Source organism: Halobacillus sp. KGW1 (assembly GCF_001592845.1).
Classification (GTDB): Bacteria; Bacillota; Bacilli; order Bacillales; family Halobacillaceae; genus Halobacillus.
In genome coordinates this window covers 111864-138427 of sequence record NZ_LSOC01000002.1, presented here as the reverse complement: position 1 = coordinate 138427, position 26564 = coordinate 111864, and the positions used below count along the sequence as shown (strand labels likewise).

Below are 26564 nucleotides of genomic sequence, written 5' to 3'. Positions count from 1 at the left end.
ACCACGAAGGAGGCGATTGCGATGCCGGCTATCGTCGGTCCCATCAGCATCAACAGCGTCGGCGGAGGCGTAGTCAACTTTGGAGATTCGTTTTATCTGTCTCCGAAAAGCAGTTCCAAAACGAATTCCGGTTCCGGAGCACTGAATACCGGAAACTGGATCATTACGAACAACGGTCTGAGCTCTACGAACCCATTTGACCCGGACGTTAACGACCAGAATATTACAGCCAACGCGTAGAAGCGACCCACACGAGAGCGAACAGCGCTCGCCCTTCTACCAGGAAAAGCCAGGGCGAAACGCCCTGGCTTTTCCTTTTCCGCATAGAGGTAATGTCGTCTACTTCCGCCTCCGTCGGTTGGATTTTCTTGTGGTGATTCTTTTCTCCGGATCCTGCTTCTGCACCCAGCGGATATATTTCTGCATATCCGGATGATCCTTCAGCCTCTCCAACGAATGATAGAAGCCTGCCAGTTCCTCATTAGTGAAATGGGCATGAATTTGACGGTGACAGGCACTGCACAGCATGACCGTCGGACCATCTGTGCCTCCATATTGTTTCGGGACCAGATGGTGTTCCGTTGTCTTCACCGGAGAGCGGCCGCACAAATCACAGGTCTCCTCCATCAGCATCGACCTCCACGACAAGCGATTTGTCAAAGAAGTAAAGACAAGCTTTGTGTACTTTCTGCTTCCATATTTTCTCCAAAGCGGTACGATATAATCCCAGCTGCGTCCGGTAACGATCGGCCATCTGTTTTTCGGCAGCGAGCGGATCGTCCGGTAGCTTGTCTGATTTATAGTCGAGGATCATCCAACCTTCTTTGTAAGGGACAATCGCATCGATGACCCCCTGGATAAATACCTGTTCCTCTGCACCTGCGTCCCATTCTTTGTAAACCTCTCCTGCAGGTAAAGTCAAACTGAACGGCACCTCCCGTTCTACGCTTTCCGCCTGGAGAAGAAACGCACCGACATCCGTTTGAAAGAAATCAGCAATCGCGGCGAAGTCGACCGCTTCCGCCTCTTCCCTGCGAAGAATTTCTTTGTCGACCAATTTTTCTGTATATTCCTCCACCTGAAGCGGTGTCCATACCTTTGTCAGCGGGAGGTGCTGCATCACCGCGTGCATCGCTGTTCCGCGTTCTGCAGCCGTCAGTGTTTGTTCTTCCTGCATGAAGCGCGGGCGTTTTACAATCGGTGGACGATAGGGGACGAGCAGCTGGTCGCTCGAATATTCGTCCAACGTTTCCCGCTGCCGTTTGATTTCCGTTACCGTCTGCTTCGCCCTTGTATAAGCGGCTTTTTCATGAGGATAGACGAAATTCAGCCGTTCAGTAAGGTTGTCGCCACTCTCTTCCATGGCAACCGGCTGCCACTCCTCCACCGCTTTCTTGAGTACTTCATCCCTCTGCTCCTTCACCTCATCAAGCTCGGAGAATTCACTTCCGTGTGCAATTTGTACACGCCACTGGGAATTATCATAGCGGATCTCATCCGCTGTCGATACGCCGACTTCCCCGCGCAGCTCATCTGCAGCATCGTGCCGGATAAGGGCCGGCCCTACCCAGTCCAAATAGGATTTCGCAGCCAAACGTTCATGCGGAGGAAGCGTCCAGCCTTTCACCTCCGTAAATTCCTGCCATTTCGTCTGTTTTTTCTCAAAAGAGGCGACGTTACCGACCATGACAAGCTTCTCTTTTGCCCTTGTCAGCGCAACGTACAGGACACGCATCTCCTCTGCGAGGAGCTCCCTGCGCTTCGCCTCCTTCAACGCATGATAAGCAAGCGTCGGATACATGATCCGCTTAGCCGGATCGATATAGCGGGATCCAAATCCGTAATCCTTGTGAAGCAGATAGCGGTTCTTAAGGTCCATCATGTTGAACTGCTTATCCATTGCTCCAAGAATGACGACAGGAAATTCCAGCCCTTTACTTTTGTGAATCGTCATGATGCGGACGACATCCTCCTGCTCCCCGAGTGCCTTGGCTGCACCCAGATCGTCGCCCCGCTCTTCCATCCGCTCAATAAACCGCAGAAATCGGAACAATCCACGGAAGGACGTCGTCTCATAACTTCTTGCCCGGTCATAAAGAGCACGGAGGTTCGCCTGACGCTGACGACCTCCCGGGATTCCTCCGACAAAATCATAGTATCCGGTTTCCCGGAAAACTGCCCAAATTAATTCGGACAAGGCTCCTTGACGCGCTTGTTCCCGGAAACGCTTCAGCTGGGTCATAAACGCATCAATTTTCCGACCGAGCTCATCTTTTTCCACATAGGCTTTCAAAGCTTCATAGTACGTACTGCGCTTCTTCGCAAGCCTGATCCGGGCAAGGTCGTCTTCATTCAGTCCGACAAGCGGCGACTTCAGGACGGAGGCGAGCGGAATATCCTGCATCGGGTTATCGATAACTTTCAAAAGGCTGAGCATCACTTTTATTTCAATGGCCTCAAAATAGCCTGTTGATAATTCTGCATAAATCGGGATTCCCTGCTGCTTCAACTCGTCAACAATGGTCGGTGCCCACGTCATCGAACGCATTAGAATGACAATATCCCTGTATTGGATCGGCCGCTTCGTTCCTGATTCCTTATCAACGACTTGAAGCGGTTCATCTCCGTCATAACCGAGCCATTTCCGAATCATCTTTCCATAGGCACGGGCTTCCAGTTGAGCCTTCTCCAAATCTTTGTACCCCTCATCCTCCACGCCATCTCCTTCCTGGGATTCGCGGTCAATCAGGAAAAGCTCAGCATCGGCATCGTCGGCTGTCAGTTCGTCATAAATGGCGTTACTGTAAATGAGTTCGGCATCTTTCTCATACTCCATTTCCCCGACTTCCTCATCCAATACCTGCCGGAAGATGTAGTTCGTCGCATCCAGCACCTGCTTCCTGCTTCGGAAGTTACGTGCAAGATCAATTCGCTCTCCTTCCGACTCTTCCGTTCCATACTTTTTGTATTTGTTGAGGAATAAGGCCGGTTCGGCATGCCGGAATCGGTAAATGCTCTGCTTGACATCTCCGACCATGAACAAGTGCCCCGCTTCGTCCCCCTCCGTAAGAAGGCGAAGCAGCGTTTCCTGAACGAGGTTCGTATCCTGATATTCATCAATCAACACTTCCGTATACTGGCGCTGGAAGCTTTCGGCTACACTGGAAGCGACGAGACGATCCGGTGATGCCTCTTCATGAAGCAGAATGTTGAGACAGTAATGCTCCAAATCCGAAAAGTCCACGAGCGCCTGTTCCTTCTTCCTCTGTTCGTATCCTGCTTTAAAGTCTTTTACGATCACAGCAAGCTGTTCCATCACAGGATAGAGAGCCTGCATATCTTTCAAATAGCTGTCGAGCGTCCGGGAAAACCACTCATCCCGCAGGTCATTCCATCGTTTCTTATAGCGGTCCCGCACCTTTTTCGCCTTTTCCTTCTTGGCAGGGTCGCAGTCCATTTTTTTACGGGAGAGCGCCGCGAACTTTTGGTCGCTCATGAAGCGCTGCATCTCCTCCCACGAATGGGCAAGCGCCCCTTTGGCGTGCTGGATCAACTCCAAATCTGTATCTGCCGTTTCTCCATAGGCGGACGGCCCATCCGGCTCCCTCGTCAACTCCACCAGAAGAAGGGCTTCTTCCTCCATCGCTTTCAGCTGACTGACGACTTCCTGTTTCAACAGTTCAAGCCAAGGCAGATCCGCTTCGGATTCTACATTCTTTACATCGTACATGCGGACCATGTCATCAAGCCATTCCTCCGGCCAGGGGTTCTGGGTCGCGAATGTATAAAGATCCAGAATCAGTGTCTCCATGTCCAAGTCGCTTCGATCACTGGAGAAACGCTCGACGATATCGAAGAACTTGTCCTGTTCTTCTCCTTCTTTCCCATACCACTCTTCAAACAGCTCCTCAAGCACCTCCTGCTGAATCATATCCGCTTCTACTGTATCCGCAATTCGGAATCCGGGATCAAGATCCAGCATATAAGCATAGCGGCGGACGACGTCCATACAAAAGGAGTGAAGCGTCGAAATCGATGCATTCTGTAACAGCGCAAGTTGCTTTTTCAAATGATTGGACCCGGGGTTCGCCTCCAACGCCTTCGCAAGCGCCTGCCCGACCCTGTTACGCATTTCCTGCGCTGCCGCATTCGTGAATGTAACGACTAAGAGCGAGTCAATATCGACAGGACGCTCTGCATGCAGGAGCTTCTGGATAATCCTCTCAACGAGTACCGCCGTCTTTCCTGAACCTGCAGCCGCAGAGACGAGGATATCCGAACCGTGTGTGTAGATGGCACGTTCCTGTTCTTTCGTCCAGCTGACCATCACTCATCCCCCCCTTTCTTCCTTAATCTCTCCAGTACATCATCATCCTTCATATCCTGAAGTTTACGGTACTGGTGTTCTTCCATCGACGGATCGAACTGACACACGGAGCGGTAGGAACAGAACTCACAGGCGACCTGTTGATTTTTCTGGAAAGGATCAAGGTCGACTCTGCCGTCGGTAATCTTCGTTCCTGCTTCCACCATTAATTCCCGAATATAGTTCTTCAACTGCTCGAATCGTTCGGCGCCCGCCGTCTGCGAACTCTTATAGAATCCGCCGTTCGCCTTCAACGCAGCAGGTACAATCTGGCTGTAGCCTTTCTCAAGTCCCGTATCCATCATCTGGACGACCCGTTCATTTTCAAGCAGAAGACCCTGCATCTTAAACTTTTTGAAAATCTCTTCTTCGATTTTCTCATCCTGCAGCAGCTGTTTGCCTGTGATCATCGGATTATGAACGTGGAAATAAAGCACTCCGGCAGGCGTCGCCTGCATGCCGAGCCAGTTCTCCGCATTCGTCAATACAACGTCCAGATAAGCCAGCATCTGCAGAGACAACCCATAAAAAACATCGACGAGGTTCAGTCCTTTGCTGCTTGATTTATAGTCGATAATGCGTAAATAAAGGTCTTCTTCCGAGAGGGCTTTATCGACCCTGTCGATCCGTCCTCTCAGCATCAAGTCGAAACCGTTCGGAAGCTGGAAGTTAAGCGGCGGGAGCTTGGCATCTCCACCGGTACCAAACCCGAGTTCTAAACCGACCGGAGAGAAGTTGCTTTTTCTCGCCTGCTCGCTGAGCACAAATGCCGCGCGGGCGATGACCTGCTCCAGCTTCTTCTGAATATACTGATAGCGGTTCGAGCTGCGCAGAATCTGATTTTGCAGAATCGGAGCAAGCTGTTGGGTCGCCTGGGCAGCATACTGGTCTGTTTCCATGCGGTTCAATTGGGCAAAGTCGCGCCCCTCCGACTGCACCCACTCTGTGATCTGTTTCAGCGCCTCATGAAACAATTGACCGATATCCGGCGCATCCAGTTTATAGGTGCGCCGTTCGTCCAACTGAAGACTATGCTGGGCGAAGTATTGGTAGGAACAACGGTGATAGGTCTCCAGACGGGACACGCTCGTCTTCACCGTCTTCTCGAATAACTGCTTCGTCGTCTCCTTGGCCAAATCGACCGGTTTATTTTTATAGAACAAGCTCTGCAGCACTCTGTTTGTCAGACCATGTGCCGGTTCGTTTTCCATATACCAATGGAGCACATCCCACCAGACAGGCTGCATGACATATCCCTTTAAATAGCGGGAGAACTGCGAGGTGAGCGCAGACCGGGTCTTGGCCGGATTTGTGATGAAGCGGGTCGCATCATACAAATCATCCGGGTCCTGAAGAAGGACATGCTCCCGGCAGGATGGAAACAGTTCTTCCATACGTTGTATGAGCGTGGCGGGAACTTTCGACTTCCCTTCTTCATTGCTTAACGGATAGCTGATCCACAGCTTGTCTCGTGCCATCGTCAATGCCAAATACACATAAAAACGATCATCAAGGAGCTGGCGATTGCTGCCGTCTGCGAGCTTCAGTCCGAATCCAGCCAGCAGGGAGCGTTCCTCTTCAGATATCATTCCATCGCTCGGCGGCTTCATCGGCCACATACCATCGGTCACACCAAGCAGGAAAGCGGCTTTGATACCTGTCATCCTTGACCGGTCCACACTACCTACGATGACATGATCCATACTCGGCGGGACATGAGCGAAGTTCAGCGACTCCAGTCCGCTTTCCATTGTACTGCGGAAGACCTGAAGAGACATTTTCTCCTCTCCTGCCATTTCCACCATTTCATCGAGCAATTGCAAAAAAGCATCCCACACCTGCCCCTGCTCGCGGCCTCTCTCCAGCTCCCCGGATTCATCATAGAAATCGCGCCATTTCTCAAGACGTGCCGGCACTCCGGTCCTTTCCAGCCATAAATAAATCGCCCGGGCGCGCTCTTCGATTGTCTCCGCTGCCCGCAGACTCTCATCGAATTCCTGAAGACCGGAACGGACTTGTTCACGGTAGGCGTTGATGCGTGCCTGCTTCTCCTTTTCTTCATCCGTCTGAGACGTTTGCTCAAAACCACGGAACCGCTGGTACACCCATGGGTTATCGGAAAACCACTGCGTCCTGGAACGGATCCCGTATTCCAGCACATAGTTCTCCAGCTCATCAATGGCATCTTCCGAAAGCGGATATTTCCGGTCCGTCGCCGGGATGAAACCTGTTTTAAGAAGCCGGAAGACCGCATCATAGCGGAAATTCCCTTCTACGACATCGAGGCCCGAGCGAATGAATTCCATCATCGGGTGATTGAGCATCGTTCGTTTCTCGTCGATGAAGACCGGGATTTCATAGTCATCAAACAGCGTTTCAATAACGCTGTGATATACCTCCGGCTCCCGCATGAGGATGGCGATATCTTTGTAGCGGTAGCCTTGGTCGCGAACGAGGTGAAGGATCTCCTGGGCCACACCCTCCACCTCCGCACGGGGATGGACCGCTTCTGCAAGCTTGATCGGCACTTCTCCCTCGAAAGCGTGTGCCGGACGCTTATCGTAAAACTCTTCTAAATGAAGAAAGGCCGGCTGTTCCTTCATCCTTCCGACTTTATGATCTAGGATTTCCACACCTTCCACCTTTGCCCCCGTTTCTTCTGCGAGAGCTTTCAAATCTAAATACGTCTGCTTCGTTTCGTGGAAAAGATCGAGCTCAGGATTCTGCTCGTCCTCCGGAAGCTCTGTCGTGAGGGTGACGTGGACGGTCTTCACTTTATCTAAGAGAGCAGCAATTACTCCGTACTCCTGAGGCGTGAAGCTGTGGAACCCATCGATGTACACATCCGCCTCATCCAAGAACGAAGCGCCCGGAACTTTGGAGGCAAGCAGCTCCAACTGATCTTCACTGTCTATGTACGTATCACGGAGTGCATCAACAAGACGATCATAAATATATGTCAGGTCCTCCAGTTTGTCGCGAAGCCCCTGCTCCTGGCTCGTACGATGGACAAATTGATCCAGAGCTTCCATTTGATTCTGCAAGTCCCCGGGCATGATCCGGTAGCGTTTGAATTCCGTGATCATCGTTTCCAGCTGTTCAATGAACCCCTGTTTTTCCACCGCTTTCTGAAACACCCGCCAATCCGATGTCCGCTCTTCGACGATTTTCCGGAGCATCATCTGGACCCCGGTCGAGGTGATGAATTTCTTCGTGCCGCCGCCTGTTTCCTGAAGAACGCGCCAAGCCAGACGGGAGAAGCTGAACACTTGGGCACGTATCGATCCTTCCACTCCCTCCCGTTTTAACAGGCCGTATTCCTGCTGGAACGTCATCTGCTCCGGGACGATGTACACGATCGCCCGTCCGGTCGGGTCTTTTTTTAATTTTTCTTCGATTTCCGCAAGACAGCGGCTGCTCTTCCCTGCTCCTGAACGTCCGAGCAAAAAACGTATTCCCATCCGATTTCTCCCCTTTTTGTTTTTTTATATGTTATGTCTCATTTTATCATTTCCCCGGCATGTATGAGGCCTGGAGCGCTCATCCACGACACAAAAAAAGGAACCGCCGATAAAGGCAGTCCCTTGAAACCTGTCAAAATTGCACTCCCAGCTGATTGAAAGGCCAGTAACGGACATCGACCTTTCCGACCACCTGCCTTACTGGAACAAAACCGAAGTAACGGCTGTCCAAGCTGTCGCGCCGATTGTCTCCCATCACAAATATGTGACCATCCGGCACCTTCTTTTCCCCCGTCACTTCTTCAAGCGTGAAGTCCTCCGTAAACGGCATTCCGTCATGTGGACGCAGTGGATCGAGATACCCTTCATCCATTCTCTTTCCGTTAATGTACAGTTGATCATCCCTGACAGCAACCTCATCTCCGGCAACACCAATCACACGCTTCACATAATCTTCTTCGGCATTCGCGTGAAATACAATGACCTGCTGTCTGCCTACATCACTCCAGTCGTAGACTACTTTATTCACCATCAACAGATTGCCGTCATAGAGCGTCGGTTCCATTGATTCCCCGTCTACGATGTAGCTTGCGAACAAATAGTTTCGGAAGACGAAGGCCAGTACCAGTGCGAGAAGTACGATCCGGATAGCTCTGCGGTATTTTCTCATCCTCTGATCCTCCAGGTAGTTATACTACAAACATTCTACCCTTACGAGAATGAAAATAACCTCAGCGGTATGTTTTTTCGTCCATCTTCTTCTGGATTCTCTTCTCGAGGTATTTCCCGAGGATCCAGAAGAGAAGGATACATACACCTACGACAATCGATTTCATAGGATTCTGCGCAAACGAGGCAATGCTTGCACCAATATAGGATATGGTAAAGATCATCACGGATTTCCCCAGCAGAACAGCGAGTATGAATTGCTGCTTACTGACGTTTGACAGTCCCGACACAATATTGATGATCGAGGATGGTGAGAATGGGAAACACATGAGAAGAAACAACGGACCGAACCCGTGCTCCTCTACCCATCGAACGACCTTCCTGACCTGTTTCTGGTTCGTGATCTTTTGAAAAACACGCTTGTCCCCTAGCCGTCTGAAAATGAGGAAGACCCCTATAGATCCAAGAACAGCACCAAGCCAAGAGTACAGGAATCCCTTGAACAACCCGTACACCACCGAATTAGCCAATACAAATGCAACCAGCGGAAGAAAAGGCAAAAATGCCTCCAGCAGTGGAAATAAGATCCCCGGCACCGGACCGAACTTCTCCAACCCTTCCAGCTGCCTGATGATATAATCGAATAATTGATCGTTCTCAGCAAGGTTGCGCCACTGATCGATCTTTCCCGTCACACTATTCATGTTGCAGCTCCTTATGTACCTGCCTTCGATGCAGTCTTTATTTTCTATTTTAACCAAAAAGACCGCTCTCCGCCAGAACTCAACGTATTCCCCGCCCCTGTAATCCCATTTTTAATTCCATTTTATTCCTCCCCCAAAAACCCGCTTGCATAATTACAGGTCCAGCGTGGTATAATACAAACAAGAACAAACGTTCGCTTTTCGGAGGGGAATGGAATGAGGTATTTGAAACAACAAGAACTGGATCTCGCATCCCGCTACTTATTTCTATCTATGGCGATCACCGTGATCCGGCAGGACAGAAAACATATGGAGCAGGGGAAATTCAAAATCAAAGAGCCTTACATGGAGATGCTTGGAAAGATGGAGGTGGAAGCACGGAAAGAGCGGAAGGAATTGAGAAAGCAGATGGACCAGCGGAATCTGCAGGTCGTGGAATCCGGACGTAATGATTCCTTCACTTCCTTCCTGTTCCTTGCCCACGGGTATGAAGAGAAACGAAACTACTTCAACCCGGCTATAAGGAAAAAGGTCGAGAATATCCTATTTGAACTTATGAGAAGGTCTCAGCAATCCGGTCAGCCTGGCGGAACCGGTCCTGCAGGATAACCTGCAGATGGGCGGCGCGCTGAATCTGATTGGCAAACATCCCATAAGATACAGGCAGATTCACGGATTCTCCATTTGTAAAATGGACCGTAATCGTATGGTCGGGTTCAGAAACGTAGGTGAGAACGTATTTGTGGGCAATCCAGGTGCAATCCTTGCGTTTTGGGGAAATAATAGGGAAGAAGTAAATGCTCATGGCTTCGGAAACCACAATCGGGGGTTTATGCGTGTAATTGGTCACCTGCTTTGTCCCGGCAAGACGTCCTTCCAGACTGCTTGCAAAATATCGACAGGAATCATCAACGATATCGCTCGGGCACTTGGTCATATCAAACCTGTCTCCAAGCTCGAGCACTTCCGTGTAGACTTGTCCATCCTCGTTTTCTTTTGCAAGCAGCGCCATCGTGTGGGAATTGATTTCATAATCTTCCATTCGAATATACGTCATCCAATTCAATCCTTTCCATTCAAGTTGCGGTCGTCCATCCACATAGGTCGAACTGACCGCTTATCTTCTTCAATTTACCAAAAATAGTCCGAAAAGTCTAAACTTTCTCGAAAAATGTTTTTTTTCACTCTGTTATACTACAATTATTGATCTTTCCATTTGCTTTTCCTTCTTCTTCTGAAGAACGGGCCTCCTGACCGAAGCCGGGGTTAAGTAAGGTGAAGAATTCAAGCTCCGGCTGAAGCTTTTGTTTTTCTTTCTGTCTGTCATTTTCCAACATGATCATCCCCTCTATCTCGCTAACTGCGCCATCCATCGCCGCCTTTTCCAAATCGATCCGCTCCAAAACCAAATCCAAGGAGGATTTATTATGTGGAACCGCAAAAAGAAACAGACCGGCGGAAAAGAGCCGGAACAAAAAGACCTATCCATTCATGATATCAGGAAAGCCGTCCATTCCTATGCCGACGCGAAACCGAAAGAAGTGCCGCTCAGCGTGCTCATCCAGGATGATTTAACACTGGATTATGAGCTGCTCTTCCCCTACCTGCACGCTGTCCCTAAAGACACGTTTTACATGTCACGCGAAACATATCAACTGTTCGAGGAGCAGGATAAGGACCTGGCTCATGACATTGACATGGTCCAGCATGCCCTGGATCTCTATATGAAGCAGACACAGGAGCTTCCCATCATCGATGGAGATCCATATAAACGGATAAGTTATTATAAGCTGGAGAGACTCGGCCTGTTACCGTATCGTCCGGAAAGGGATTTCTATCTGACAAAAGAGGAATATATGATCACCTATCAAAAACCGGGGGGATGAATGATCTGGATAAAAAAAAGACCAATGCTCACGTGAGCATTGGCAAAAAGAGACGACTGGTTAACTTTTGAGTGAGGGAATAAATTGTTTGAAAAAGTTCTTTTGAGAGGAAAGCACTTTTTCAACGCTGCACTCATCAGTAAGCAAGTTACTGACCTATTTATGACAACCAATCATAAATAGTTGAGATAAATAAGCATCAGCGCTTATCTGATTCTATTGTAATATATTCTTTCTCCTATATCACCGAAAAAAAGTTGCGGTATTCCGCAAATCCATTGCGAATTTTCAAATAAATTACAACCGAATACCCACTTACCTATCCGCCCTCAGGCACCGATGACCTGGTCCTGTTCGCGTTTCAATTCCGCTTCCTGCTGTTCGTATTGCTGATGGAGAGATTCTAGTTCTGCAACAGCTGCATATGTCCTGCTTCGTAAATCTTCTACTTCTTTCTGGGATGCTTGAATTTTATTTTGGACGAACCAATCAACGACCAGACTGTCAAAGAAGTAGTCAGCTGCAGCCCATCCGCTGGAAACTTCCAATTTCACTTCATAATGGTCGTGAAGATCGTCAAGCTCATTTGCGAATGTCCGCAAATATTGTTGCGCTGTTCGGATGTAGCGATCCGCATCATCCAGTTCGGAATGTTTGACGGCGGTTGTCCAAAATCCGCCGCCAACCATATCGAGTACGCCCCAGTTCTCTGCTGATGACAGAGAAGCTGCAGCTTCGTCCAACGCCGAACCCGCCTGCTTTCCTGCCGTTACAGCTTCCTCTATTTCCACAAGTTCTGCTTGAAGGAAAGAACGCTGGTTTCCAAGCTCTATTATTTTTCTTCCTTTTTGACTGCCTTTTTTAATCAAATCTGCTTTTTTCTCCTGGTAACAGCGATCGTACTCCCTCTCAGGATTTCCAAGTGCAGAGATGGCGGCTTCCATCCCGGAAATCTCCCGCTGAATCTCTTTAACCGCCTGTTTTACCTCCCTCCACTTAAGACGCGCTTCGACAACCTCACGCTTTTCTTTCTCCATCCGTTCCAGCTTTCTTCCACTCACGGTAACGAAGAGGTTCATTAGACTCATCTTCTCGAGTTTCTCTACGTCTTCCTCCTCTTCTTGCAGCTTATGCCGGAGTGCCTCCTCCTTAAGCCGAAGCGCCTCCGCTTCTGCGATTCGTTTCTCCCTTTTACGCTCCAGCTGATCTTTTTCGTACATCTTCTTCTTTGCATCCATCAGCAAATCATGTAATTCTGCCATTCCAGTCACCTTCCTTTTTTATCTCTTCTACCTTTTACGAGGGATGATAGCTTTTGGTTCCCATTTTATGTCATACAAAATAATCACGGAAGGCCAATTCCTCCAGAAGGTGGAGGGAAAGCGGGCAGACTCCAGCAGGATCAGCGCAACAGGTGAGCCCCTGGAAGCGCGACGCGATGGAGACTCATCGGCCACCCACGTGGAAAGTGTCCTTTTTCCGGATCCCGCTGCTCCTCTCCATAAAAACAGCCAACCAAAAAGACGCTTTCTTAGAAAACGTCCTTTTAGTGGTAGAACTGTATTTAGATGAAAGCCGTCCACACCGGTCAGGAATTGGTGAGTTGTTCGCGAAGATTCCTGCGAAGGATTTTACCTGTCGTATTCTTCGGCAGCTCTTTCATGAACTCGATTCTTGAAGGACGTTTGTACTTGGCCAGTTTTTCCTTGCAGTAGTTTTTCAGCAGATCCTCCGTAAGCAGTGGGTTCTTTGAAACGACAAAACTGATCACCGTCTCTCCCTGCTCCGGATCGGGTGCACCGACAACAGCTGCTTCTGTTATATCTTCATGGTGGTAAAGAACTTCTTCCACTTCCCTCGGGTACACATTGTAACCGCCGACAATGATCATATCCTTTTTCCGATCGACGATATAAATATAACCATCCTCGTCCATCCGGGCCATGTCTCCCGTATAAAGCCAGCCATCGCGGATTGTGACAGCCGTCTCTTCCGGAAGCTTATAATACCCTTTCATGACGTTGGGACCTTGGACAACGAGTTCTCCAACCTCTCCCGTGTCGACCTCTTCCCCGAGCTCATCCACGATTTTATTAACAACATTCTTTATATTCATACCGATCGAACCGGGCTTCCTTGGACGGTCCAGCGGATTGAATGCGGTTACAGGAGACGCTTCGGAGAGCCCGTACCCCTCAGAAATACGCACTTCAAACCGCTCTTCAAAAGATTGAAGCAGAGAAACAGGCATAGAAGACCCCCCGGAGATACACAAACGCATATGGCGGAATGTCGGCTCCTGTCCTGCACCGGTTTGGAGCAGATAATTGTACATCGTCGGAACTCCGGCGAATACGGTAGCCTTATGCTCCTCTGCGACGGCAAAAACTTCCTGAGGAGAGAATTTAGGAACGACGAGCACCGCTCCACCATTCATCAAAGGGGCATTCAAGCTGACCGTCAAACAGAACACGTGGAACATGGGAAGTGTCGCTATGACACGGTCCTCCGCGTTGATCGCTAAGTAATCCGCCACGTCTGTGGCGTTGGAATACAGGTTCCGATGGGTGAGCATCGCTCCCTTCGGTTTTCCGGTCGTACCGGATGTGTAAAGAATGACGCCCACATCCTCTTCGTTTAAAGGCGGCCCTTCAAACAAAGGGTCTCCTCCTGCGACTACACTTGTAAACGATTTCATTTTTCCCGAAAGCGAAGAAGCTGAATGATCGATCCCGGACCCTGTGTCCGCAGCGAAGTAATGAAGGATATCCAGGGACTCATCCATATACTCAAACTGCTCAAGGAGGATGTCCATCGTAATGACAGCCTTCACATCGCCATTCTTTAAAATATAGCTCATTTCATCCACGGTATAAGTCGGATTGATCGGGATGACCGTCGCTCCTGCACGAAGGGAACCGTAAAGACCGATCATAAACAGAGGACTATTCCCACTCACAAGCGCGATATGATCCCCGCTTCCATATCCAAGCTGCGACAACGCACCAGCAAATTTCGTAACCGATGAATCAAACTCCTGGTAACTGACCCGTTTGCCCTGAAATATGTAAGCATCGCTCTCGGGCTGTCTGCCGGCGGTAAGCGACAGCTGTTCGCTTAAGTTCATGCATGCTCCTCCTCAATGAATGAATAATCATTCAATTTATTAATTTTCTATATAATTATAAAATACTGACAATTATTTAGCAACTTTTGCAAAATAATAGAAAAACACCGGTGCGTCCTATTCGCACCGGCGTCCTCCTTAATAAATCATTTCCAGAAAATCTTCTTTCGTTATCTTCCCAAGGTAGTACGACACATCCATGTCATCTAAAGCCGCAGAAAGCGATTGACGGTCATATTTCGTACCAATCAGCGCATCTTCCACTTCTGAGATGTCACCAACGCCGAAGAAGTCTCCAAAGATCTTCGCATTCTGTATATATCCCTTCGTCACGTCCAGACGAATGTCATAACTGCCGGCACCTTCGATACGCTTCGTGTGCTGAATGTTGAATTTCGGTGATTTTCCGTAATTCCAATCCCAGTTCTTATAGCGCTCCTCCGCGATTTTGTGGATATTCGCCCAGTCGTCTTCTGTCAGCTTGTACTGTGGTACATCGGCTGCGTCTTCGACATCAAAAATATAGCGGAGAATTAATTCTTTGAATTCCTGCATGGAGATCTTTTCGTCCATGAATTCAGAGATGTTGGCCACGCGGCTGCGAATGGATTTAATACCCTTCGATTTTATCTTCTCTGTCTTGACATTCAGGGCAGAGACGACATTCTCGATTTCTGAATCCAGCATCAGCGTGCCGTGACTAAACATTCTTCCCCTGGTGGAAAACTGAGCGTTTCCTGAAATTTTGCGACCGTCCTCAGCGACAATATCGTTACGCCCGGACAACTCAGCATTGACACCGAGTTTCTTAAGCGCCTGCGTTACCGGTTCTGTAAACTTCGCGAAATCATGGAAACTGTCTCCGTCGTCTTTCGTAATGAAACTGAAATTCAAGTTTCCAAGGTCATGATAAACGGCACCGCCGCCGGAAAGCCGGCGTACCACATGGATGCCGTTCTCCTCGACGTAATTGGTGTTGATCTCTTCCACCGTGTTCTGGTTCTTTCCGATGATAATCGACGGTTCGTTGATATAGAACAGCAGATACGTTTCGTTAATATCCAGGTTTTTCAAAGCGTACTCTTCAATAGCCAGGTTGATTCTTGGATCGTTAATTCCTTCATGATCGATAAAAAGCATACCGTTCATCCTTTCAGTCCGTTATTCCCTCTCTTATTGTAAGCGTTCCGACAAAGTTAGACAATGATTTTACCCATCCCAGGACCATCCTTCCTCTGCTAGGTGGATCGTTCCCGAAAAAACATCCTCCGCCTCCTGCTTCAGTTTTGTCCAGGAGCCGAAGTGCGGGAGATGGCTGAGCAGGAGTGTATCGACACCGGCGTCTCTTGCAATCGTGGCTGCTTCCGTACTCGTCATATGGCCTGGACCTTTCCCGTCCATTCCTTTGTAGAAATTCGTATCGGTAATAAGCAGATCTGCATCCTTAGCAAATCGTGCCCAGGTTTCTTTATAACTCGTATCCGCTGTATAGACGACCGTCTGCTCTCCATCGGTTATCCTCATGCCGTAACACGGAACGGGATGTGCTGTTGGGTGAAAGTCTATACGGAAAGGACCGACATGCAGCGGCTGCTCCGGCTCATAGGCGATTCCTTCTGTGTATTGATGGGTCAGGGCGGAAAACTTCTCTTCGTCTTCCAGATGTCCATAAATCGGCAGGATCTCCTCCGTCTGTTTCAGGTTATTGTGAACAAGCCACGCATACTGCAACGGACCTACATCCGCCATATGATCCTGATGATAATGGGAAAGGACAACCGCATCTATGTCTTCCAGTTTCCGAAACTGCTGGAGCCTGGACAATACACCGCTTCCGCAATCCACCAGCATGGAGAAGCCGTCTTTCTCAAATAAATAGCCGGACGTCGCACTTCCAGGACCGGGAAAGGCACCCCAATAGCCTATTACTGTCAATTTCAATTCACTCACTCCCTGTATCTTTTTTCCTATTTATCAATTGTTTTATAACAGTTGGTTGATTTCTGAATATTGTTATAATACAATGATTTTACATTAAAAGTAATTGGAGGCGTTTACAAATGATGAGTATTCTAGAATTCTTCCGCAACCTACCGAAAAAACACTGCTCTACCTGTGGGCAGGTTATCGATGAAAAAGCAGACTGCTACGGAAACCTCTGCGACGAATGTGACCATCCGGCCCGCTAATCTTATTATTCCACAAATATCATAAGAAAGAACAGGAGATTTCAAGCAGCCGAGGCTGCTCTTTTTTTTGCACAAAAAAAACCACCCGGCAGAGTTTCTACTGGATGGAGAGTTTCTTTCGCTTCGTGGAATTGCGGATAAGTAATTGATGAGGGTAAACATACCTTCTCGGCATGACGGCTCCTGGATGGAGAAGCTGCTGAATCAGTATTTCAACCGTTTTATCCGCCATCTCCGTGACAGGTTGTTCCACCGTCGTGACAGAAGGTACCATCAGAAGGGAAATCATTTGATTATCGAAGCCGATGACTGCCAGGTCTTGTGGAATGCTCCAATCCGATGATGCCGATTCATAGATAAGCCCCGCGGCCACTTCATCTGATCCTGTGAAGACCCCGTCGATGTATGGATGATCTTCCTTGATGAAATGGAAGACCTTCTGTCCGTCCCCCACATCCATCGCCCAATCAACAGCAACCACTTCCGTCAGGTCCATTCCTGCTTCTTCCAATGCCTGATCGAACCCATGCCGTCGCTCCCTCACAAGATGCGACCCCGGACCTCCACTGACATAAGCAAAATGGCGGCAGCCCTGTTCAATGAGATGGGAGGTGGCTTCGTAGGCGGCCTGCCTATGATCCATATGCACCATAGGAATAAGCGGCTCGTCCATATATTCATTACAAAAAACAATCGGACCGGATTCCAAATACGGCTCCACTTCCTTCCAATCATTAACGACAGAAGCCATAATCATCCCATCCACCTGCTTGGTTTTCAACAACTGCAGATAGTCTATTTCTTTTTTCTTGGAATCGTGTGTCTGGCAAACAATGACCTGATAACCCCATTCCGACGCTTTCTCCTCAATTGCCTCGATTAAGTTTCCGAAGAAAGGATTCGTGAGACGAGGCAGGAGCACAGCGATCGTTTCCGTCCTTTGACTGCGGAGCCTTCGAGCAGAAGAGTTCGGGACATATCCCAGTTCCTTCATCGCCTGAAGGATACGCTGGCGTTTCTCCTCCGTAACGTAAGGTTGATCATTGATAACCCGGGATACTGTTGTCCGGGACAATCCCGCAAGTTTTGCTACATCTTCAATTGTAGCCATTCCTACTCCCCCTTGATGTTATCTTGAAAACGTTTCCAATTATCATGATACTAATCCTTCCGCCATCTTGCAAGCCCTTTCACTATACGAATCATAATATTTTTTCCTTTTTATGTAATGGATCATAGGTGCTGCGCGCTTAACGTACGATTATTAAAAGGAAAAAAAAGGGAGTGTAAGCGTGGAGAAGGTCCTTATTTTCGCAGATCCCGGAGTGGATGATGGATTCGCCCTGCTTTATGCACTTAACCATCCGGACATCACCGTTACAGGTATCGTTGCAGATTATGGGAACGTCAGCCAGGAAGATGCTTTAAAGAACATCACGTTCCTGCTTGACCTGACCGACCAGCAGCAAATTCCAGTGATTGTTGGAGCAAAAAGACCGCTGTCAGGAAATCCTCCCGAGTATTTTTATGACATCCACGGAGTACACGGCCTTGGGTTTGTCGTCCCTGACAAATGCATCCAGCGCATCCACCCATTCCAGAAAATCTATCAAATCATCGATCAATATCGATCCGAATTGACCATCATCAGCCTTGCACGGCTGACTTCCCTCGCCCTCGCGTTCATACAAGCGGAGAGCAATGTAACGAAAGTGAAACAGACGCTTCTTATGGGCGGAGCTTTCCTCGTTCCCGGAAACCGAACGCCGCTTGCAGAAGCAAATATATACGGCGACCCACACGCAGCCGCGACGGTCATATCCAACAGCCGCAATACGACGCTCCTCCCGTTAAACGTCAGCAACCGGGCTATTATTCCGGATCACATGATTGAATCCATTGCGAAGCAGGCGTCCGGTCCATATAGCAGCATCCTTATTCCGATGATCCGCTACTACAGCAAACAGTACGAGAAAATTCTGCCTGATGCAGGCGGTGCACCTCTGCACGATCTAATTGTTTTCTCCTATTTAATGCATCCGGAGTACTACCAGGTCGTCCATAAACAGGTCGAAGTCGTAACTGCCGGTCCATCTAAAGGGCTGACCTATGCTGATTTCCGCGCCGCTCCGGAGAAGGTACCGGGATCACCGGTCCACACCATCGCCCTTGATTTCAATAAGGAGCTTTTCCTCGACGACATCATGAAGGTGTTGGCATAGAAAAAGCTGCCGCACGTGTGCGACAGCTCCAGTTAGTTATTCAAATAGTCCACGACTTTCCGGACAGCCGCTTCTCCTTGATCGATACAGTCCGGCAGACCGATACCGTAAAAAGAACCACCAGCCAGATACACCCCCGGCAGGTGTTCGGCCATTTCTTCCGTCACGTGCTTCAGTCGATCCTTATGACCGACTTTGTATTGCGGCATACCGTGATGCCAGCGGGTGACAACGGAGAATTCAGGGGCTGCCGTTATGTTCATCGTCTTGTTCAAATCCTTAAGGACTAACGCTTCTATCTGCTCGTCTGACAGATCGACCACTTCCTGATCGTCCGGTTTCCCGACATAGCAGCGCAGAAGGACTTTCCCATCAGGGGTGGAATGCGGCCACTTCTTGTGGGTCCACGTACAAGCAGTGATTCGGAAATCACTGTTCCTCGACACGACAAAGCCCGTCCCATCAATATCCTTCTTAATAGCAGATGCGTCAAAAGCCATCGCAATGTTGGCGACAGACGTTGCATTCTTCTCCTTAAACGGCTCGAAGAAATCATACTGCGAGAACAAACGGCGGACAACGAAATGCGGAACCGCCAGAACGATCGCATCTGCCTGTTTGACCGTGCCGTTACTTAAGAGAAGGTGATACCCTTCCTCTTTCTTTTCAATATGATCGACACCTGTCCCTTTATGAACAGAGCCAGGTTCTAAATGATCCTCAACCGCATCAACGAGTGAACCAAGTCCGCGCTTCAGCGTACGGAAAGCACTCGGCTTCTTCTGTCCTTTGACAGGCTTCGGGATCTTCCGCGTGGCACGAAGTCCTTTGATTAAGCTGCCATATTCCTGCTCCAAATCGTAGAAATCAGGGAACGTGGCCTGCATGCTCAATCGATCGATATCTCCGGCATAGATTCCCGATAACAGCGGCTCTACCAGGTTCTCGACAACCTGATTGCCGAGACGGCGGCGGAAGAAAAGTCCGAGCGACTGATCGCCTTCCACGGTTTTCTTCGATTTGATCAAGTCCATCGCCGCCCGCACTTTGCCTGCCGGAGTAAACAGTCCGGAAAAAAGAAACGGCCGAATCCTGGTGGGTATTCCCATAAAGGAACCGCTCGGCATCTTATGAAGCCTGCCGTTCACAAGAATGTACGACTGACCGGTCCCGTTTGGAACAAGCTCACTTTCAAGGCCTACCTCCCTTGCTAAGCGCCCTGCGGCTTCTTTTCTCTCAAGGAAAGAATCGGGGCCACGCTCAATCGTGAAACCATCCTTCTGATACGTATGAATTTTACCTCCGAGGCGATCACCGGCTTCCATGAGCTGAACATTCATGTCCTTCCCGGAAGACTTCGCCTCTTTCTGAAGATAATAAGCTGCCGTTAAACCGGTGATACCGCCACCGATGACAACAACATCCTTCTTCTGTCCCATCCGTATCCCTACTCTACTTCAGCCAAGACGACTTCGGCCAAGGTCTGAATAAATTGAGGATTGGTATTCGGCATTTCCGGACGATAGTAATTCGCTCCAATTTCGTCACAGACGACTTTACACTCATAGTCGTTGTCGTACAGAACTTCGAGATGATCCGATACGAAACCGACGGGAGCATAGACGAAGCTGGTGTAACCGTTCTTCTCATACAGCTCTTTCGTCAAGTCCTGCACGTCCGGACCGATCCACGGATCCGGGGTGTTCCCTTCACTCTGCCAACCGATTTCATATTGTTTAATTCCTGTAGATTCAGAGATGAGTTCTGCTGTCTTCTTCAACTGATCCGGGTATGGATCGCCGCCTTCAAGAATTTTCATCGGCAGGCTGTGAGCAGATACGATCAAGCACGCCTTCTCCCGTTCTTTTTCATCCATCTTGGCATACTCCGCTTCAATAACGCCGCTCCAATAATTGATAAATCCTTCTGCATCGTACCAGCTCTCGACAGATTGGATGGAAATGCCGTGTTTGTCCGCTTCTTCTTTTGCGCGACCGTTATATGATTTGACGCTGTACGTGGAATAGTGTGGGGCGAGAACGATGGAGACAGCCTCCGTAATCCCGTCTTGCGCCATTTGCGCCACCGCATCTTCCACGAACGGTTCAATATGTTTCAATCCAAGGTAAAGCTTGAATTCCACTTCATCCTGGATACCATTCAACTTATCTTCCAAAGCTTTTCCTTGGTCTTCTGTAATTTTAGCAAGAGGAGATATGCCGCCGATGGCGTCATACCGCTCGCGCAAATCCTGAAGCAGTTCTTCAGACGGTTTACGTCCTCTGCGTATATGAGTGTAGTATCTTTCCAAGTCCTCTTCTTTATAGGGCGTTCCATAGGCCATCACTAACAGCCCCATGCGTTTTTTTGCCATGCTTATACACCTCTTCCGCTCTTTTTCGAATAATCATGAATCAGATTCGTCAATCGCTTCAGCGTTTCAGGCTTGATGTCCGGCGTCACACCGTGACCAAGGTTGAAGATATGGGCGGGATGCTTCCTGCCTTCATCAATGATACGTTTGGCACGCTCCTCGATCACTTCCCAGTCCGAAAGCAAAAGGGAAGGATCCAAGTTGCCCTGAAGCGGTTTTGTGATTCCGGCTTCTCTTGCTTCTGTAATCGACATTCTCCAGTCGAGACCGATGACGTCCACAGGAAGGTCATTCCATTCGTTGATCAAATGACGGGCACCGACACCGAACGTGATCAACGGGACACCTTCTTCTTTCAATTCCGAGAAGATCCGCTCCATGACAGGCTTGATATAAGTGCGGTAGTCTTCAACATTAAGGGAACCGACCCAGGAATCGAAGATCTGGATCGCTTTCGCACCAGCGGCGACCTGCGCCTTCACATAGGTAATCACCATGTCCGCCAATTTCTCCATCAGCTTGAACCAAGTCATCGGCTCACTGTACATCAACGCTTTCGTCTTATTATAGTTTTTGGACGGTCCGCCTTCAATCATATAGCTTGCGAGAGTGAAAGGTGCCCCGCTGAAACCGATCAACGGTACGGTCAGCTGTTCTCTCGTAAGCAGCCGGATCGTATCCATGACATAAGGTACATCCGACTCCGGATCGATGGACCCTAGTTTCTCGATATCCGCTTTACTTTTGATCGGGTTATGAATCACCGGCCCGATGCCTTTCTTGATCTCGACATCGACACCGATCGCCGGGAGCGGAGACATGATGTCTTTATAAAGGATAGCTGCGTCCACCCCGTACTGTTCAACCGGAAGCCTTGTTACATAAGCACAAAGCTCCGGTTCATGAGTAATTTCGAACAGCGAATATTTCTCTTTCAATTTCCGATATTCCGGTTGGGAACGTCCGGCCTGACGCATAAACCAGACCGGAGTATGATCCGTCTCTTCCCCTCGAAATGCTCTCAATATCGTATCGTTTTCGATTTTATTCATCCTAAGGACTCCTTTATCACGTTCATCATTTATCCGCTTTCAACTATAACGATTTATCTTTTATGTGTATAGAAAAAAGGATAATTTGTCACTATTTTGTACTTTTTAACACGAGTCATCCGAAGGTAACGACGTTGGACCGGCGTCCTTCTTTCCCTGTCAATGGGTCATAAGGGACGATATAGTACGATTCCTGCTGGAACAGACGGAATCCATTGATCTTGTATTCTCCTTTACCAGTCACTTCTCCAACCTTAACATCTTCTCCGTTTTCCATTTTAAAAATACGGTAGATAATCCGGTCATCCTCAGGTACAGACCAGGTGATCGTGTGCCGGAACGAAGCAATACCGCCAAACCCGGCATCAGCACGGGCATCATCAATGACCGGCAGTTCGATTGGATCAGGCAGGCTCTCCACGCCGTCCGGTTTATCGAACGTTTCCTGCAGAGGTTGCTGCTGATCGATCCGGCTAAGAATTTCTTTCATCAACCGTGTCGGATATACACTGCTCCCATTCAGGACCTGATTGCCTCCGCTCTCATCATAGCCCATCCAAAGAGCGCCTGCGTACTGCGGGGTATAGCCTGTGAACCATACATCCTTCTTACCATTCGTGCCCGTCTTGCCCGCAAGCGCCTTCGGATAATTTCCAGCATCAGCTGTACCTTCTTCCACTGTCGCTTGCAGCATTTCCGTCATATACCAGGACGTCTGCGCATCAAACACTTTCGTTACAGACGGCTTATGCTCATGGATGACTTCATCATTCCGGTCGAGGATCTTCCGAATCGTGTAGCTGTCCCGTACCGCTCCTCCTTCCGGAAAGGCGCCGTAAGCTTCTGTCATTTGTATAGGCGAGTAGCCGGTCGACAAACCTCCCAGTGCGATAGCAAGACCTTTATCTTTCGTCGGAAGGCCAAGCTTATCCAAGTACCCTTTTGCATAGGATATTCCGATTTTATCGAGCAGCCAGACGGCGGATACGTTCTTTGATTCCATCAAGGCCTGATACAGGGAAACTTCCCCGTCATATTGACCATCATGATTCTTCGGTTCAAAATCTCCGAACCCCTGAAACTCATCGGACAAAAGGGAGAACGGGTCATAGTCGCCGGTCATAAGAGCCGGCCCGTACACCGCCAGCGGTTTAATGGTGGAGGCCGGGGGCCGCTTCGCCTGTACCCTGTTGAAGTCTCCATGCTGGAAATTGCGTCCTCCGACCACGGCTACCAACGCACCGGTTCGATGATCCATCAACGTGAAAGCACCTTCGACTTCTCCCGCTGATCCGGGCACGAATTCCCCATTCTTCATTTCCCCTGCTGCGATCTTTTGAATCTCCGGATCCATTTCTACGATGATTCGGTATCCTCCCCTTTTCAGTTCATCACGGGAAATATGGTACCGATCCGCTGCTTCATCGATGACGAGATCCACATAACTGTTCGACCACGTTTCCGGCTCTTCGTCGTCTTTTTCAACAGCAAGTGTCGATCCCTGCATCTGCTTCATCGTGGCAGCGTCAATGGCGCCCACGTCATACATACGGGAAAGTACAACATTTCTTCTTTGTTCCGCTTCTTCCGGATGATCAAAAGGAGAGTACGTGTTTGGTGCTTTCGGAAGTCCAGCGAGCAGGGCTCCTTGAGCCACGGTCAAATTTTCCACGGATGTCTGGAAGTAATCCTGGGAAGCGGCCTCAATTCCATAAGCGCCTTCCCCGAAATAAATTCGGTTCAAATACAGTTCCAATATCTCATCTTTCGTGTAATTCCTTTCCAGGTAGGAAGCCGCCATCATTTCTTTCGTCTTTCTCATCCACGTCTTCTCATTGGAGAGGAACAGGTTCTTCGCCACCTGCTGGGTGATCGTACTCGCTCCTTCCACTTTCTTCATGGCGATAATATCTTTATAGACGGCTCGCATAATGCCTTTAAAGTCTACACCGGAATGGTCCCGGAAGCGGCTGTCCTCCACTGCGATGAAAGCTTCCTGCACGTGCTCCGGAATTTGGGAGATCGGGACGACCTGACGATTCTCCGTATAGATCCGCTCGATGACGTCTCCATCCGGCGTTTCTACCGTCGTCATTTCATTCAATATCAAATCTTCTTCCTCTACAACAAACCGGCCGCCGAAAAGAATCGTCATATAGCCGATGAGTGCAAGCAGGAAGAAGGAACCAAGGACAATGCCCGGCCACTTCAACCGTTTGCTCCACGGCGGCAGTTTTTCTGTTATTTTCTTGAAGTTCAACTATTTGCATCCTTTCCTGCTATTCTCCTTCCTGCTTGCCATGGTGGATCGGCGGTTGGTAAACTGGAACCAACGTGAAGAAAGGAGACATCGGTTATGAAGGTTTCGATGACGCATGGTACATTAAACTATCTATCCAAACTGAAAGAGCAGCATCCACAAGCCCCTCTGTTTTTCATGCAGGACGGAGATAAGACCGTCGCTTATTATGAAGGGGAGGATACATCCATCTTTGAAGAAGGACGGGATTATGAAACCGTCGACCACGTCGGAACCGTTCAAGCGGACGGCTTCGTGGTCATGAATAACATCCCTGTCAGCGACGAAGGCCGTCCCGTATTCGAGGACCGCTTCAAACAACGGGCTGGAAATGTGGAACAGCGCGAAGGTTTTCAAGCCATCCGCATCCTCCGTCCTTTGAAAGGTAACACCTATGTCGTCTTCACCCAGTGGCGGAACGAACAGGATTTTGAAGATTGGAAGAACTCCAAATCCTTTGACGATGCCCATAAGAAGTCCGGACCGAAGCACGCCAAGAAGCCTTCTTTCATCGACGGTGACGCTTATATCACCAAATACCATATGACACAGCTTGACGGGTAGTATAGAAAAGTGAGCGGCACGAGGCCGCTCACTTTTTTTGTTGCCTGAAATATCAGAGGAAACCCGCGAAGCTGCTCGTTCAGCCCTGCCCTTCCTCTTCTGCGTCCTTCAGCACTTCCTGATGAAAGAAATCATCGAAAGCTGTGACGGACTGCTCGCCGACGATCCGTGCCTGCTCTTCCCCGTCTTCAAAATGGACGAGCGTCGGCGTTGATTCAATGCCGTATTCCTGGAATTGATCTTCAAACTCATCCAAATTCAGCTTCTTCATATCAACTCCGAGTTCATCGGTCATCGGAACAAGCACCGGGGTCGTCCGCTGACAGTGGACACAGGTAGGACTGTAAAAGTAGACCGTAACCGGCTCCCCGGACGCGATTTCTTCCTGGAGCTCGTCCGGCTGGATCTGGTTCTGATAGTTCGGATCATCGAGCTGATCGATCGTCGCCTGATCCAAGTTGTCTTTTCCATAAGGATTATCCGCCGTCTTCTGGCCGTTTTGATAGTTCACGACGACAATCAGGACGACAATTAATACAGCGAGAATACTTGCAAAAATGATCATATTCTTTTTCATGCTTCTTTTCTCCCCTTCTGTCTAACAAGTGTCAAATGAATGATGAAGATGATAAGGAATGCGATACCGGCCAGAAAAGGAATCGTGATGAAGCCGAATACGTTGATGTATTGCCCGTTACAAGGGACAAGTCCGCAGCTGTCGGTCGTCGACAGTGCAGGAATTTTCTGGATACAGTAATGATAGATCGATACGAGTGAACCGATTCCACTCATGAAGAGCCCCGGCAGGGCGATGTCCATATTTTTCTTAATCAGAGAAGTACCGTAAATCAGGACGAGCGGGTACATAAGGATCCTTTGATACCAGCACAGCTCGCACGGAATATAGCCGAGCACTTCGGAAAAGAACAAACTCCCGGCGGTAGCGACGAGCGCCACTGCCCATATAAGGAAAACCCGTGTTTCCATGTCTTTTTTCATACGCCAAATCCTTTCTTAACCTCTCTCTCACCTGCCATTATACAATGGATCCAAAGGAAAACAAAGGGATTTCCCGGCTGCCGGACAACCCCCTATTTCCAGGGAAATACCCACCGTCTTCCTCCATATATGAGTGCTGATGTTTAAAGGAAAAGGCACGGGGAATGATAATTATAGACCATGTTTTACGAAAGGATGTTGCTCGATGGATGAAAAAATGAAAGCATTGATCGAAGGCTTAAACGAGGATTTGTCCCATGAGTATGCGGCATCAATCATGTACACGTATAATGCCGCTGTCGTCACAGGCTTGTACCGGTCTGTTTTAAAGCCGTTCTTTGAAAGTGAAGTAGCCGACGAGCAGGGCCATGCCCTCTATCTGGCAGAAAAAATCAGCACACTGGGCGGAACGCCTACGACGACTCCGGCAGAAGTAAAACAGTTGAAGGATGTCCGGCCGATGCTCGAAGAAGCGAAAGAGGCAGAACGCCAGACGATTCAACGGTATGAAGAACGTAAAGCGCAGGCAGAGGAACTCGGGCTGACAGAGTTGTCCGTCAAGCTTGATGATATGATTGCAGATGAAACCGGCCACATGGAAGAAATCGGCCGCCTGCTGCAGGATTCACGCCTTCACGATTAACAGCATATC

Annotated in this window: 25 protein-coding genes; 7 read left to right on the top strand and 18 right to left on the bottom strand. The window is 49.0% G+C overall.

Annotated elements, in window-relative coordinates; translation table 11 throughout:
• Nucleotides 1-21 precede the first annotated feature (21 nt).
• A complete protein-coding gene (locus tag AXG56_RS01205) occupies nucleotides 22-240 on the top strand; it encodes a spore germination protein (protein WP_008638817.1) in 219 nt (72 codons plus the stop codon).
• Nucleotides 241-339: 99 nt separating this feature from the next.
• On the opposite strand, the gene AXG56_RS01200 is transcribed toward AXG56_RS01205, so the two are convergent.
• The 5 genes from AXG56_RS01200 to AXG56_RS01180 all read right to left on the bottom strand — a co-directional run bounded on the left by AXG56_RS01200 (nucleotide 340) and on the right by AXG56_RS01180 (nucleotide 9200).
• Nucleotides 340-627 carry an HNH endonuclease gene (locus tag AXG56_RS01200; protein WP_008638821.1) on the bottom strand — a complete coding sequence of 96 codons (288 nt, stop codon included), beginning with the start codon at nucleotides 625-627 and terminating at the stop codon, nucleotides 340-342.
• Nucleotides 611-4327, bottom strand: a complete 3717-nt coding sequence (gene addA / locus AXG56_RS01195) for a helicase-exonuclease AddAB subunit AddA (RefSeq protein ID WP_062512873.1) — start codon at nucleotides 4325-4327, stop codon at nucleotides 611-613. The genes AXG56_RS01200 and addA overlap by 17 nt, the downstream gene beginning before the upstream one ends.
• Nucleotides 4327-7827, bottom strand: a complete 3501-nt coding sequence (addB, locus tag AXG56_RS01190) for a helicase-exonuclease AddAB subunit AddB (RefSeq protein ID WP_062512870.1) — start codon at nucleotides 7825-7827, stop codon at nucleotides 4327-4329. The genes addA and addB overlap by 1 nt, the downstream gene beginning before the upstream one ends.
• 133 nt (nucleotides 7828-7960) lie before the next feature.
• Nucleotides 7961-8497: a signal peptidase I gene (gene lepB, locus AXG56_RS01185; RefSeq protein WP_008638835.1), complete on the bottom strand. Its 537-nt coding sequence runs from the start codon at nucleotides 8495-8497 to the stop codon at nucleotides 7961-7963.
• A 61-nt stretch (nucleotides 8498-8558) separates the two neighbouring features.
• On the bottom strand, nucleotides 8559-9200 hold the full coding sequence (locus AXG56_RS01180; protein ID WP_008638837.1) for a TVP38/TMEM64 family protein: 642 nt from the start codon (nucleotides 9198-9200) through the stop codon (nucleotides 8559-8561).
• 216 nt (nucleotides 9201-9416) lie between these two features.
• On the opposite strand from AXG56_RS01180, the gene AXG56_RS01175 reads away from it, so the two are divergent.
• Entirely contained in the window at nucleotides 9417-9809 is a 393-nt protein-coding gene (locus AXG56_RS01175; protein WP_062512868.1) for a hypothetical protein, read from the top strand.
• Here the strand turns inward: AXG56_RS01175 and AXG56_RS01170 are convergent.
• Both AXG56_RS01170 and AXG56_RS01165 read right to left on the bottom strand, forming a co-directional pair.
• On the bottom strand, nucleotides 9754-10257 hold the full coding sequence (locus tag AXG56_RS01170) for a competence protein ComK (protein WP_152413409.1): 504 nt from the start codon (nucleotides 10255-10257) through the stop codon (nucleotides 9754-9756). The two genes, AXG56_RS01175 and AXG56_RS01170, sit on opposite strands and share 56 nt — an antisense overlap.
• 124 nt (nucleotides 10258-10381) lie before the next feature.
• Entirely contained in the window at nucleotides 10382-10603 is a 222-nt protein-coding gene (locus tag AXG56_RS01165; protein WP_152413410.1) for a hypothetical protein, read from the bottom strand.
• Nucleotides 10604-10627: 24 nt separating this feature from the next.
• Between AXG56_RS01165 and AXG56_RS01160 the strand changes: the two genes are divergently transcribed.
• The gene (locus tag AXG56_RS01160; protein WP_026578345.1) at nucleotides 10628-11086 is read left to right on the top strand and encodes a DUF3939 domain-containing protein; all 459 of its coding nucleotides are present in this window, start codon (nucleotides 10628-10630) and stop codon (nucleotides 11084-11086) included.
• A gap of 329 nt (nucleotides 11087-11415) precedes the next feature.
• On the opposite strand, the gene AXG56_RS01155 is transcribed toward AXG56_RS01160, so the two are convergent.
• The 4 genes from AXG56_RS01155 to AXG56_RS01140 form a co-directional block, all read right to left on the bottom strand.
• Nucleotides 11416-12348: a hypothetical protein gene (locus AXG56_RS01155; protein WP_062512866.1), complete on the bottom strand. Its 933-nt coding sequence runs from the start codon at nucleotides 12346-12348 to the stop codon at nucleotides 11416-11418.
• A gap of 326 nt (nucleotides 12349-12674) precedes the next feature.
• Complete coding sequence (locus AXG56_RS01150) at nucleotides 12675-14213, bottom strand: fatty acid--CoA ligase family protein (protein WP_062512864.1); 1539 nt, start codon at nucleotides 14211-14213, stop codon at nucleotides 12675-12677.
• 138 nt (nucleotides 14214-14351) lie between these two features.
• The gene (locus AXG56_RS01145) at nucleotides 14352-15353 is read right to left on the bottom strand and encodes a lipoate--protein ligase (protein ID WP_008638860.1); all 1002 of its coding nucleotides are present in this window, start codon (nucleotides 15351-15353) and stop codon (nucleotides 14352-14354) included.
• Between the two features lie 69 nt (nucleotides 15354-15422).
• Nucleotides 15423-16154: an MBL fold metallo-hydrolase gene (locus AXG56_RS01140; RefSeq protein ID WP_062512862.1), complete on the bottom strand. Its 732-nt coding sequence runs from the start codon at nucleotides 16152-16154 to the stop codon at nucleotides 15423-15425.
• A gap of 119 nt (nucleotides 16155-16273) precedes the next feature.
• Here AXG56_RS01140 and yhfH point away from each other — a divergent pair, with 119 nt between their 5' ends.
• Nucleotides 16274-16402 (top strand): protein YhfH, encoded by a 129-nt coding sequence (gene yhfH, locus AXG56_RS19050; protein ID WP_081694921.1) that lies wholly within the window; start codon nucleotides 16274-16276, stop codon nucleotides 16400-16402.
• Between the two features lie 97 nt (nucleotides 16403-16499).
• Here the strand turns inward: yhfH and AXG56_RS01135 are convergent, their stop codons facing one another.
• Entirely contained in the window at nucleotides 16500-17513 is a 1014-nt protein-coding gene (locus tag AXG56_RS01135; RefSeq protein ID WP_008638866.1) for a LacI family DNA-binding transcriptional regulator, read from the bottom strand.
• Nucleotides 17514-17694: 181 nt separating this feature from the next.
• Here AXG56_RS01135 and AXG56_RS01130 point away from each other — a divergent pair, with 181 nt between their 5' ends.
• On the top strand, nucleotides 17695-18624 hold the full coding sequence (locus AXG56_RS01130; RefSeq protein ID WP_062512861.1) for a nucleoside hydrolase: 930 nt from the start codon (nucleotides 17695-17697) through the stop codon (nucleotides 18622-18624).
• A 32-nt stretch (nucleotides 18625-18656) separates the two neighbouring features.
• On the opposite strand, the gene hemY is transcribed toward AXG56_RS01130, so the two are convergent.
• From hemY to AXG56_RS01110, 4 genes are all read right to left on the bottom strand, one after another.
• Entirely contained in the window at nucleotides 18657-20063 is a 1407-nt protein-coding gene (gene hemY, locus AXG56_RS01125; RefSeq protein ID WP_062512858.1) for a protoporphyrinogen oxidase, read from the bottom strand.
• Nucleotides 20064-20071: 8 nt separating this feature from the next.
• Entirely contained in the window at nucleotides 20072-20998 is a 927-nt protein-coding gene (gene hemH / locus AXG56_RS01120) for a ferrochelatase (RefSeq protein WP_062512856.1), read from the bottom strand.
• A 2-nt stretch (nucleotides 20999-21000) separates the two neighbouring features.
• Nucleotides 21001-22050, bottom strand: coding sequence for a uroporphyrinogen decarboxylase (hemE, locus tag AXG56_RS01115; protein WP_008638874.1), 1050 nt, complete (start codon nucleotides 22048-22050; stop codon nucleotides 21001-21003).
• A 115-nt stretch (nucleotides 22051-22165) separates the two neighbouring features.
• Nucleotides 22166-24310: a transglycosylase domain-containing protein gene (locus AXG56_RS01110; protein ID WP_235601454.1), complete on the bottom strand. Its 2145-nt coding sequence runs from the start codon at nucleotides 24308-24310 to the stop codon at nucleotides 22166-22168.
• 96 nt (nucleotides 24311-24406) lie between these two features.
• Between AXG56_RS01110 and AXG56_RS01105 the strand changes: the two genes are divergently transcribed.
• Nucleotides 24407-24913 carry an antibiotic biosynthesis monooxygenase gene (locus AXG56_RS01105; protein WP_008634803.1) on the top strand — a complete coding sequence of 169 codons (507 nt, stop codon included), beginning with the start codon at nucleotides 24407-24409 and terminating at the stop codon, nucleotides 24911-24913.
• A gap of 79 nt (nucleotides 24914-24992) precedes the next feature.
• Here the strand turns inward: AXG56_RS01105 and AXG56_RS01100 are convergent, their stop codons facing one another.
• Together AXG56_RS01100 and AXG56_RS01095 are read right to left on the bottom strand one after the other, a co-directional pair.
• Nucleotides 24993-25490: a thioredoxin family protein gene (locus AXG56_RS01100; RefSeq protein WP_062512855.1), complete on the bottom strand. Its 498-nt coding sequence runs from the start codon at nucleotides 25488-25490 to the stop codon at nucleotides 24993-24995.
• Entirely contained in the window at nucleotides 25487-25912 is a 426-nt protein-coding gene (locus tag AXG56_RS01095) for a disulfide oxidoreductase (protein WP_152522229.1), read from the bottom strand. Before AXG56_RS01095 ends, AXG56_RS01100 begins: the two co-directional genes overlap by 4 nt.
• A 205-nt stretch (nucleotides 25913-26117) precedes the next feature.
• Here AXG56_RS01095 and AXG56_RS01090 point away from each other — a divergent pair, with 205 nt between their 5' ends.
• Complete coding sequence (locus AXG56_RS01090) at nucleotides 26118-26555, top strand: ferritin-like domain-containing protein (RefSeq protein WP_008634790.1); 438 nt, start codon at nucleotides 26118-26120, stop codon at nucleotides 26553-26555.
• The last annotated feature ends 9 nt before the right edge of the window (nucleotides 26556-26564 follow it).

Bases quoted from the DNA above. Each gene is read 5' to 3' on its own strand.
- AXG56_RS01205 (WP_008638817.1), top strand. From the start codon at position 22: ATGCCGGCTATCGTCGGTCCCATCAGCATCAACAGCGTCGGCGGAGGC.
- AXG56_RS01200 (WP_008638821.1), bottom strand. From the start codon at position 627: ATGGAGGAGACCTGTGATTTGTGCGGCCGCTCTCCGGTGAAGACAACG.
- addA (WP_062512873.1), bottom strand. From the start codon at position 4,327: ATGGTCAGCTGGACGAAAGAACAGGAACGTGCCATCTACACACACGGT.
- addB (WP_062512870.1), bottom strand. From the start codon at position 7,827: ATGGGAATACGTTTTTTGCTCGGACGTTCAGGAGCAGGGAAGAGCAGC.
- lepB (WP_008638835.1), bottom strand. From the start codon at position 8,497: ATGAGAAAATACCGCAGAGCTATCCGGATCGTACTTCTCGCACTGGTA.
- AXG56_RS01180 (WP_008638837.1), bottom strand. From the start codon at position 9,200: ATGAATAGTGTGACGGGAAAGATCGATCAGTGGCGCAACCTTGCTGAG.
- AXG56_RS01175 (WP_062512868.1), top strand. From the start codon at position 9,417: ATGAGGTATTTGAAACAACAAGAACTGGATCTCGCATCCCGCTACTTA.
- AXG56_RS01170 (WP_152413409.1), bottom strand. From the start codon at position 10,257: ATGACGTATATTCGAATGGAAGATTATGAAATCAATTCCCACACGATG.
- AXG56_RS01160 (WP_026578345.1), top strand. From the start codon at position 10,628: ATGTGGAACCGCAAAAAGAAACAGACCGGCGGAAAAGAGCCGGAACAA.
- AXG56_RS01155 (WP_062512866.1), bottom strand. From the start codon at position 12,348: ATGGCAGAATTACATGATTTGCTGATGGATGCAAAGAAGAAGATGTAC.
- AXG56_RS01150 (WP_062512864.1), bottom strand. From the start codon at position 14,213: ATGAACTTAAGCGAACAGCTGTCGCTTACCGCCGGCAGACAGCCCGAG.
- AXG56_RS01145 (WP_008638860.1), bottom strand. From the start codon at position 15,353: ATGCTTTTTATCGATCATGAAGGAATTAACGATCCAAGAATCAACCTG.
- yhfH (WP_081694921.1), top strand. From the start codon at position 16,274: ATGATGAGTATTCTAGAATTCTTCCGCAACCTACCGAAAAAACACTGC.
- AXG56_RS01135 (WP_008638866.1), bottom strand. From the start codon at position 17,513: ATGGCTACAATTGAAGATGTAGCAAAACTTGCGGGATTGTCCCGGACA.
- hemY (WP_062512858.1), bottom strand. From the start codon at position 20,063: ATGGGACAGAAGAAGGATGTTGTTGTCATCGGTGGCGGTATCACCGGT.
- hemH (WP_062512856.1), bottom strand. From the start codon at position 20,998: ATGGCAAAAAAACGCATGGGGCTGTTAGTGATGGCCTATGGAACGCCC.
- hemE (WP_008638874.1), bottom strand. From the start codon at position 22,050: ATGAATAAAATCGAAAACGATACGATATTGAGAGCATTTCGAGGGGAA.
- AXG56_RS01105 (WP_008634803.1), top strand. From the start codon at position 24,407: ATGAAGGTTTCGATGACGCATGGTACATTAAACTATCTATCCAAACTG.
- AXG56_RS01100 (WP_062512855.1), bottom strand. From the start codon at position 25,490: ATGAAAAAGAATATGATCATTTTTGCAAGTATTCTCGCTGTATTAATT.
- AXG56_RS01095 (WP_152522229.1), bottom strand. From the start codon at position 25,912: ATGAAAAAAGACATGGAAACACGGGTTTTCCTTATATGGGCAGTGGCG.
- AXG56_RS01090 (WP_008634790.1), top strand. From the start codon at position 26,118: ATGGATGAAAAAATGAAAGCATTGATCGAAGGCTTAAACGAGGATTTG.